This window comes from Streptomyces sp. NPDC085900 (genome assembly GCF_044540925.1).
Lineage (GTDB): Bacteria > Actinomycetota > Actinomycetes > Streptomycetales > Streptomycetaceae > Streptomyces > Streptomyces gilvifuscus.
The window spans coordinates 64,970-74,564 of record NZ_JBITSP010000022.1; the positions used below are offsets into that span (position 1 = coordinate 64,970).

At 65.5% G+C, this 9,595-nt stretch carries 3 protein-coding genes and 1 pseudogene; 3 read left to right on the forward strand and 1 reads right to left on the reverse strand.

Going from position 1 to position 9,595, the window contains the following annotated elements; genetic code table 11:
- Window positions 1–459 precede the first annotated feature (459 nt).
- On the forward strand, window positions 460–7,374 hold the full coding sequence (locus ACIGDI_RS42325) for a polymorphic toxin-type HINT domain-containing protein (protein ID WP_399908071.1): 6,915 nt from the start codon (window positions 460–462) through the stop codon (window positions 7,372–7,374).
- A gap of 5 nt (window positions 7,375–7,379) precedes the next feature.
- On the forward strand, window positions 7,380–7,793 hold the full coding sequence (locus ACIGDI_RS42330; RefSeq protein WP_399908073.1) for a hypothetical protein: 414 nt from the start codon (window positions 7,380–7,382) through the stop codon (window positions 7,791–7,793).
- Window positions 7,794–7,903: 110 nt separating this feature from the next.
- On the opposite strand, the pseudogene ACIGDI_RS42335 reads toward ACIGDI_RS42330, so the two are convergent.
- Window positions 7,904–8,260, reverse strand: a pseudogene (locus ACIGDI_RS42335) (tyrosine-type recombinase/integrase); the annotation flags it as partial.
- Between the two features lie 150 nt (window positions 8,261–8,410).
- Between ACIGDI_RS42335 and ACIGDI_RS42340 the strand changes: the two are divergent.
- Window positions 8,411–9,595: IS256 family transposase (locus ACIGDI_RS42340; RefSeq protein ID WP_399908094.1), on the forward strand; the 1,185-nt coding region annotated here is incomplete at its 3' end.

A 9,595-nucleotide genomic window follows, 5' to 3' on the forward strand; every position in this document is an offset into this window, starting at 1 on the left:
ATGCGGTTCCCCCCGTGGGCCCCGCGCCGGAGTGCAATTCTCAGGGCCACCAAGGTCGAGGTCTATCGCTAACTGATCGTCAAGTACCTTCTGCGAAGCCCTTTTTGACGGACAAATGTCAACTTGCGCGTCGGCTCATGTGATTCTTTTGCTCCTCCTGTGGAGAAGCTTTGCGTATTGCGTCAAAGTCAGGCCCTAGCGTGAAGCTCCACGGGGGGCTTGATCGACTGTGCCACCCCTTTGACATGCACTCAAACCGCATGACCAGCGGACTGCTTGTGGGTGCTGGGATCGAGGAGGGGAACGCACCGCATGGAGCGGACATCGGGGTGGAGACGCGTTCGGGCGACCTGGGCCGCCCGCCGGGCTCACCGCATGGCATTCGTAGCGGCAGGCGCATTGGTGGCGGGGCTGCTGCCCTCCGGCATGGCCACTGCTGTCGCTTCGGAGACGCGGCACGTGTCTGCTCCAGCCGTTCCGCAGGACAAGCGGATCCCCTTCACCCGCAAAACGCCCAAGCACGTTCGCGCGCGTAAGGCGTTCAAGCACTTCGATCCCACCGCCGCGCACACGAAGCTCCCCGCGCCGGGCAGCGCGACGGTCACCCTACCCGTCGCGGCAGCCTCCACGCGTCTGACCGCCAAAGCGACTCAGGTGCGGGCCGGTCACACGCCCGTCCTGCTCGGCGCCGCCGCGGGTGCACATCCCCCGGCGACGGCCGTCACCGGATCTCAGCAGGTGCGGGTGACCGTGCTGTCGCAGAAGGCCGCGCGGGCGACCGGTATTCACGGTGTGCTCTTCACCCTGCAGCGCACCAGCCCGGGTGGCGGAAGGGTCGCCCTGCGTGTCGACGACTCCTCCTTCCGCTACGCCTTCGGCGGTGACTTCGCCTCGCGACTGCACCTGGTCCAGTTGCCGGCCTGCGCGCTGACCACGCCGAAGCTGGCCAAGTGCCAGACACAGACCGCAGTGCGCACCGCCCCCAGCACGCCGCTGTCCGCGCAGGTCACCATCCCGGGCCCGAACGCGGCGGCTCCGGGTGCCGTCGGCTCTGCTCACTCGGCGACGGCGTCGCCCTGGGTGGCGACTGTCATGGCGGCAACCTCGGGTACGTCGGGTTCGTCCGGTGACTACTCGGCGACCAGTCTGTCGCCGGGCGGCTCCTGGACGAGCGCCGGTAACACGGGCGCGTTCACCTACAGTTATCCGATTTCGGTGCCACCGGCGATCAGCGGAGCGGTACCGAACGTCGATCTCTCCTACAGCTCCTCCACCCAGGACGCGCGCACCGAGGGGACCAACAACCAGTCCTCGTGGCTGGGCGATGGCTGGAACTCGACGGAGAACTACGTCGAGCGCACGTACAAGTCCTGCCGGGACGTCTCGTCGTCCGGCGCACCGGACAATGACGGCGACCAATGCTGGGCGGGTCAGATCCTCACCCTGTCGCTGAACGGCAAGTCCACGGACATCGTCTACGACGATGCCACCAAGACCTTCCGCCCTTCTGACGACAACGCCACCACCAAGATCGAGGACCTTACCAGCGCCACGAACGGAACGGCGAACGGGGAGTATTTCAAGGTCACCAGTGACGGTGTGCAGTACTTCTTCGGCCGCAACCGGCTGCCGGGCTGGTCCAGCGGCAAAGACGAGACGAAGTCCGTGTGGACCGAACCCGTCTACCACGCCCACAGTGGCGTATCCGACTGCCCGGACAGCACGGACTTCGCCTCCACCTCCTGCACGCTGGGCTACCGGTTCAATCTGGACTACGCGGTCGACACCCATGGCAACGCCACCGCCTGGTACTACTCGCCGGAAACGGGCTACTACGGCGCCGACATGAAGAACACCGTGGTGTCCTACACCCGCGGCGGCACTCTGTCCCGCATCGACTACGGCATGACCGCCTCGACGATCTACTCGGGCACCGCGCCGGAGCAGATCCTCTTCGACACCGACGAGCGCTGCATCCCGGGCACTCCGTCGGGCAACACATGTGCGGACAGCCAGTTCACCCCCGCCAACGCCGCGTACTGGCCCGACGTGCCGGTGGACCTGAACTGCGCCTCGGGCTCGTCGAACTGCACGAATCACGGCCCGAGTTTCTGGACGCGCAGGCGCCTGACGGCGATCACCACGCAGATCCAGGTGGGCGGTGCGACCAAGCAGGTCGACAAGTACAGCTTCACCCAGTCCTTCCCCGACGGCGGCGACCACGCCCCCACCCTGTGGCTGGACTCCATTCAGCGCACCGGCCTGGACACCCTGGGCAGCGCGTCGGGCAGTACCTCCACGCCGGCGGTGAGCTTCGACCCGCCACTGCAACTGCCCAATCGGGTCGGCACCATCCCGCAGATGCCGCTGATGTACCACGACCGGATCCAGACGGTCACCAGCGAGACGGGCGCCGAGACGACGGTCACCTACGACAGGCCCGACTGCTCCAACGCGCCGGCGAGCGACCCGAACGACCCCACCGATGCGGCGGCCAAGACCTTCGCCTCGACCAACACCCTGTCCTGTTTCCCGGTGTACTGGACACCCGACGGGCAGCCGGCGCCGTGGATGGACTGGTTCTACAAGTACAAGGTCGCCTCGGTCGTCACCGAAGATCCGCACAACTCCTACCAGGACGGCACCCAGCCCAAGCTGGAGACGGACTACGTCTACAAGGGCAACCCCGGCTGGCACTACGACGACAACGAGCTTGTCAAGGCCAAGAACCGTACCTGGGGTCAGTTCCGGGGCTATCCGGAGGTGGACGTCACCACCGGAGACCCGAACGTCTTCCACTACAGCAATGGCGTCAAGGTCCACGACCAGAAGACTCTGACGAAGACCTATTACTTCCTGGGCATGAACGGCGACACCCTGCCCGGGGGCAAGACGCGTTCCGTGCCCGACCTGACGAGCCAGGACGGCGCCACCTCGGTCGCGGACGACGACACCTTTGCCGGCCAGACGTTCGAGACCGACACCTACACCAGCGCCACGGGCAGCCTGGACAAAGCCGTCGTCAACGTGCCCACAGTCATCGGCCCCACTGCCAGCCGCAACCGCAGCGGTCTGCCCGACCTGACGGCACAGATGGTCCGTCCCGCCAAGACACTGACCCGACAGACTGTGTCCTACGGCTGGCGCAAGACCGAGACCGACACCTTCTACAACACCACCCTGGGCAAGTCGACGACCGGCATGCCCGTGCAGCTCGACGACCGCGGTGAGACCGCCGACAGCAACAACGTCGCCAAGTGCACCTACACCCGCTACCTCACCGGCAGCGGAAACACCCTGGTCGTCCCCGCCGAGGTCATCACCACGGCACAAGACTGCTCCAGTGCCGGAGCCACTCCCAGCGGGACACTGATCGCCGACACCCGCAGCTCCTACGACAGCAACGCCTTCGCCTACGACGGTGACGGCCAGCAGAACCCGGCTCTGCCCACGACCGGTGACGTCACCCTGGTCCAGCAGGCATCAGCGGCCACCGGCGCCACCGCAACCACGTTCGTGGACCAGACCGCCACCAGCTACGACTCCTACGGCCGCGCCACCACGGCGACCCGCACCCCCAAATCCACCTCCCCGGATGGCAAGAGCCTCGCCCAGACGGTCTTCATCCACTACACCCCGTCCAGCGGCGCACTCCCCACCAGCAGCACGACCATCACCCAGGTCACGCCCGGCGTGGACTGCTCCACGGCCACCACGTCATCCAAGGACTGCCAGCTCACCAGCAGCACCGTAGACCCGGCCCGCGCCCTGCCCACCGCCAAGACGGACGCGGCCGGCCTGCTCACCTCGCTCACGTACGACGCGCTCGGCCGCATGACCGGGGTGTGGCTGCCCAATGAGATCAAGGCCAACGGCGCTCCGGCGAACACGACTTACACCTACAGCATGTCCCAGAAGGCCCCGTCGGTCGTCGCGTCCAACACACTCCTCGACAACGGCAGTTACCAGACCAGCGAGACACTGTTCGACGCGATGCTGCGGCCGCTGCAGGTACAGGCGACAGCGGAGAACTCAAGCACCGCGGTCTCGGACACCCAGTACGACTCGCACGGCTGGACCGTCGCCACCAACAACGCCTACGCCGTGGGCGGCAGCCCGGGCAACAGCCTGATATCGGCCTCCCAGGTCTCCATCCCCGACACCACCGTCACCGACTACGACGGGCAGGGTCGCGCCGACCTGGTCACCGAGGAACACGACGGGGTCAAGACCTGGACCACGACCACCGCCTACACCGGAGACCGGACCACCGTCCTGCCTCCCAAGGGCGGGGTGGTCTCCGCCAAGGTCGTCGACGCACGCGGCCAGACCACCGAACTGGACCAGTACACCGCCCCGCCCGCCGTGTCCGGCACTGCGGCAACCGGCTTCACCGCCACCGGCGGCACCACCTCGGCCACCACCTACGGATACACGGTCGCGGGCCAACAGCACCAGGTCACGGCTCCCGACAAGACGGTGTGGACGTTCGACTACGACCTGCTGGGCCGCAAGACGTCCCAGACCGACCCGGACGCGGGCGCAAGCAGCTACGGCTACGACGACGCCGGCAACCCTGTCTCCACCACTGACGCCAAGAAGGTCGAACTCGACTACACCTACGACCTCCTGGGACGTAAGCTCACTGCCACCGACAAGGCCAAGGCCAACTTCCAGTTCGCCTCCTGGACCTACGACACCCTGCGCATCGGCCTGCCGACCTCCTCCACCCGCTACGTCCAGGGCACCACCGGCGGCTACACGGTCGCCGCCACCGGCTATACCACCCTCGGCAAGCCGACCGGCACCGAGATCACCCTGCCGGCATCTGAGGCGCCGCTGCCTTCGACGTACACGACGACCTACACCTACACAGTCAAGGACCAGTTGCTGGCCACCCAGAGTGACCCGCGCACCCAGGGGCTCAACAACGAGGTCATCACCTACGGGCGCGACGCGCTGGGCAACCCGACCATCACCAAGAGCAGTGCCAACATCTATGTCGGGGCGAGCGTCTACACCAACTACGGTGAACCGTCGCGGCTGACGTTCGGCGCCTCCACCAACCCGGCCTGGGTTACCTACAGCTACGACGACCAGACCCTCCATCTCACCAACCGCCTCGTGGAGCGGACCCAGGCCCCCGGTCCCACGGTCGACGACACCAAGTACACCTACGACGCCTCCGGCAACCCCACCTCCACCACCGACCAGCAGTCGGAGACCGGTAATACCGTCACCGACCAGCAGTGCTACAGCTACGACACCCTCGACCGGCTCACCGACGCCTGGACCGCCAACGACAACTGCGCCGCCAGCCCGCCCACCGGCAGCACCCTTACCACCACCCCCGGCTCCTACTGGCAGTCCTTCAGCTACGACGCCATCGGCAACCGTCACCAGAGCGTCGACCACGCCATCGGAGGCTCCGGCACCACAGCCACCACCACCTACACCGACGGCTGCACCACCAACTGCACCCCCAACCACACCCAGCCTCACACTCTCACCGCCACCACCGGCGGCACCAACCCCACCAGCTTCGTCTACGACGAAGACGGCAACCTGCACACCCGCACCCCCACCTCCGGCCCCAGCCAAACCCTGACGTGGGACGACGAAAACCACCTCACCCAGGTGGACGCGGGCGGTACCAGCCCCACATCCACCAAATACTTGTACGACGCCGACGGCAACCAGCTCATCCGCCGCGACCCCGGCAAGACCACCCTCTTCGCCGGCGACACCGAAATCGTCGTCAACACCGGCGTCACCCCCAACGTCCTCCTCGGCGCCGTCCGCACCTACACCCACGGCGGCACCGGAACTCCCGTGGCCATACGCTCCAGCCTCTCCGGCGGCGGACTGAAGTACCTGTTCAACGACCCGCACGGCACCGCGACCTTGTCGATGGACACCACCACTCAGCAGGTCGCCCGCCAGCAATACACGCCCTACGGACAGCCACGCGCCAGCGCCAACAGCACTACCTGGCCCGACCCCACACACTCCTACCTCGGCGCGCCCCAGGACAGCTCCACCGGCTACACCGACGTCGGCGCCCGCAAGTACGACCCGAGCCTGGGCCGTTTCATCAGCGTCGACCCCATTCTGGAAGCCACCAGCCCCCAGGAACTCGGCGGCTACACCTACGCCGCTGACAATCCCGTCACCTCCGCCGACCCCAGCGGCCTCGAGCAGTGCTACCCGCACTACTGCTCCGGAGACAACGGGACCAACGCGCCCTACAAGTCGTACGACGATCCCGCGTCGAAAGACTATGAGCCGCCGCAGAGCAGGACACTGCCGCCGCTGAAGGACATGAAGAAGTTCGGCGGCCACGCGCCCACGATCACACAGATGGTGAGCTACGGGACCTACCGAGCGGACCTCTCTCCGGCGCGGAACGTCGAGTTGTATTACCGGGAGCGGTGCACCGGTGAAGACCTGCTCTGGACCTCTTCCTGCCAGGGATTCCAGAAGTTCTACCACCACTGGGCCGATGTCAAGGACATACCGAGCAACCCGTGCACGCTTGTGAGCCTGTGCGAATCCCTCGGCGATCTTGCTGTCGGCATCTCCGCCGCGGCGGCTCTCGAAGAAGAGGCCATGACGGAAGGCGTGTCCTTCTGCAGCTTCGACCCCCAGACGCCGGTCTTGATGGCGGACCGGAAGACCAAACCTATAGCCAAGATCAAACCGGGTGACCGGGTGGAGAGCGCCGACCCGGAAAGTGGTAAACATCGCGGCCCCCGCAAGGTCGCCGCTCGCCTGGTTCACCACGACAACGACCTAGTCGATGTCACTATCCGCGGCACTGACGGTCACGACGCCACTCTCCACACCACCTCGCGTCACCCCTTCTGGGACGACACCCTCCACACCTGGATCCCCGCCGGCAAACTCAAGCCCGGCCACGCCCTCAACACCGCCACCAACTACCACGTTCGCATCGACGCGGTCATCACCCGCCCCGGCTCTGCGGACATGTACAACCTCACAGTCGACGAACTGCACACGTACTATGTGCTGGCGGGGGCTACGCCGGTCCTCGTTCACAACAGCAACTGCACGAAGCCGGTCAACCTTCCAGGGTGGCGGAAAGTGGACATTGATATGGATCATGTCCTCGACCGACACACCGCTGCAGGCAAGACGTACAAGCAGAGCGGAATCAAGACGAAGTTCCCGGACTACATGTCTCAAGGGGAGATTGAGTCCACGATTCGCCAGGCGTACAGGTCGTCTTCGGTTGCAGGGCGTTCTCAGGGGGATCGAGTCTTCCTGCGAGGCTCGGCAAATGGGCTTGACGTCGAGATGTGGGTGAACAAACAAACGCGCATGATTGAGACCGCATACCCGGTTTGGAGGTGAGATTGATGGAGTTCGAACTGTTCTGTGACGTGGAATCTCTCGATCTTGCTAGATCGGGCTCGATCTGGGGTAACGTCTGGATCGATATCTCCGGGTGCCCCTTTCCGGAATCGAACTGGAACGACATGCCAGTCGCATTCATCGTGGAATTGATCGACGCGGTTTCCTTTGTTCGTCAGGCTGAGGGAAGACGCAGGAGAGTCAGGTTCTTCGACGGCCCATTCTGGATCGATCTGGTCGGTCGGGGTGATGGTGCCGTGAATGTTTCGGCTAACGCCCACGGCGCAGACAAGAAGGTGACGGTCAGCGTTCACGACATGGCTCGATCGTTGACAGCGGTTCGGACTGAGTTGGTCCGCGCGTGCCTGGAGCGTGGATGGGGTGAACAGATGGACGTTCGCCGCTTGCAAGCTCACTAACAGGCGTCCGACGAGGCTCCTGATGGATTCAGAAGTGCGAATTTGAAGCCCCGCCAGGTACGTCCTGGCGGGGCTTCTGCACGGGGTGACGGCAGTAGTTGACGGCAACGTCAGCGGATGAAGGCGGTGCCGGGTGGCGGGTCGTCGCAGTCGCTGCTCGCCGTCTCGGTGGTCCGGCTCCCAAGTGCAGTGCTGAGGGTGTCGATGGCCTTGCGCTGGAGGCGGAGCCGGACGTGGGCATAGACGGTGGCGGTGACGCCGATGTGGGCGTGGCCGAGAAGTTCCTTGATCACGACGAGTTCGACGCCCTGTTCCAGGAGCAGGGTGGCGGTCGAGTGGCGGAGGTCGTGGAAGCGGATGCGGCGGAGGCCGGCCTTGCGGAGGAGCGTGGTGAAGGTGCGGGTGAGGTTGGTCGGGTCGATCGGCTTGCCCTGCGGCGTGGTGAACACGTGCCCGTTGTGCTGCCACTCAGGGGAGTGTAAATCTAACGGCGGATCCGACGATCATGGGAGAGACGTCAAGTGACTGATACCGCCGTGGAGTTGGAGACCGTGGAGCCTGTCGAGAGTGCCCAGTTGGGGCAGCCTGTGCCGGTGTCCGACGAGCAGCTCGTCGCGATGCTGGTGGAGCGGGCCCGGTCGGAGGGGCTGCAGCTGACCGGGCAGGGTGGTCTGCTGCAGCAGCTGACGAAGCGGGTGCTGGAGTCCGCCCTGGAGGGCGAGATCACCGACCACGTCGGCTATGACAAGCACGACGCGGCCGGCAGGAACAGCGGCAACAGCCGCAACGGCACCCGGGCCAAGACGGTACTGACCGACGTGGGCCCGGTCGAGGTGAAGGTGCCCCGCGACACCGCCGGCACCTTCGAGCCGCAGATCGTCCGCAAGCGGCAGCGCCGTCTGACCGGCGTGGACGAGATGGTGCTCTCCCTGTCCGCGAAGGGCCTCACGCACGGGGAGATCTCGGCTCATCTGGCCGAGGTGTACGGGGCGGAGGTGTCCAAGCAGACCATCACCACGATCACGGACAAGGTGATGGAGGGCATGGCGGAATGGCAGGCCCGCCCGCTGGACCGCGTCTACCCGGTCGTCTTCGTGGACGCCATCAACGTCAAGATTCGCGATGGCAAGGTCGCCAACCGGCCTATCTACGTGGTGATGGCCGTCACGGTCGAGGGCACCCGGGACATTCTCGGGATCTGGGCCGGTGACGGCGGCGAGGGCGCCAAGCACTGGCTCCAGGTCTTCACCGAGCTGAAGAACCGGGGAGTTGAAGATGTCCTCATGCTCGTCTGCGACGGGCTGAAGGGCCTGCCGGACGCGGTCGAGACGGTCTGGCCCCGCACGGTCGTCCAAACGTGCATCGTTCACTTGATTCGCAACAGCATCCGCTACTGCGCCCGCCAGGACTGGGACAAGGTCGCCAAGGACCTCAAGCCCGTCTACACCGCTCCCAGCGAGGCCGCCGCCACCGAACGGTTCCTGGAGTTCTCCGAGAAGTGGGGTACCAAGTATCCGGCCGTGATCAAGCTGTGGTCCGACGCCTGGGCCGAGATGGTGCCCTTCTTGTCCTTCGACGTCGAGATCCGCAAGGTCATCTGCAGCACGAACGCGATTGAGAGCGTGAACGCCCGGATCCGCAAGGCGGTTCGGGCTCGCGGCCACTTCCCCTCGGAGGCCGCCGCGTTGAAGTGCGTCTACATGGCACTGAGCTCTTTCAGAGTGGCCACTGATCGGGTGACGGGCCGGCGTCCCGAAACGCACGAGGCTCCCGTGCCGTTGAGAGAGGTATTCGACGTCTCA

Coding starts and splice junctions, on each gene's coding strand:
- ACIGDI_RS42330 (WP_399908073.1), top strand. CDS start 7,380: ATGGAGTTCGAACTGTTCTGTGACGTGGAATCTCTCGATCTTGCTAGA.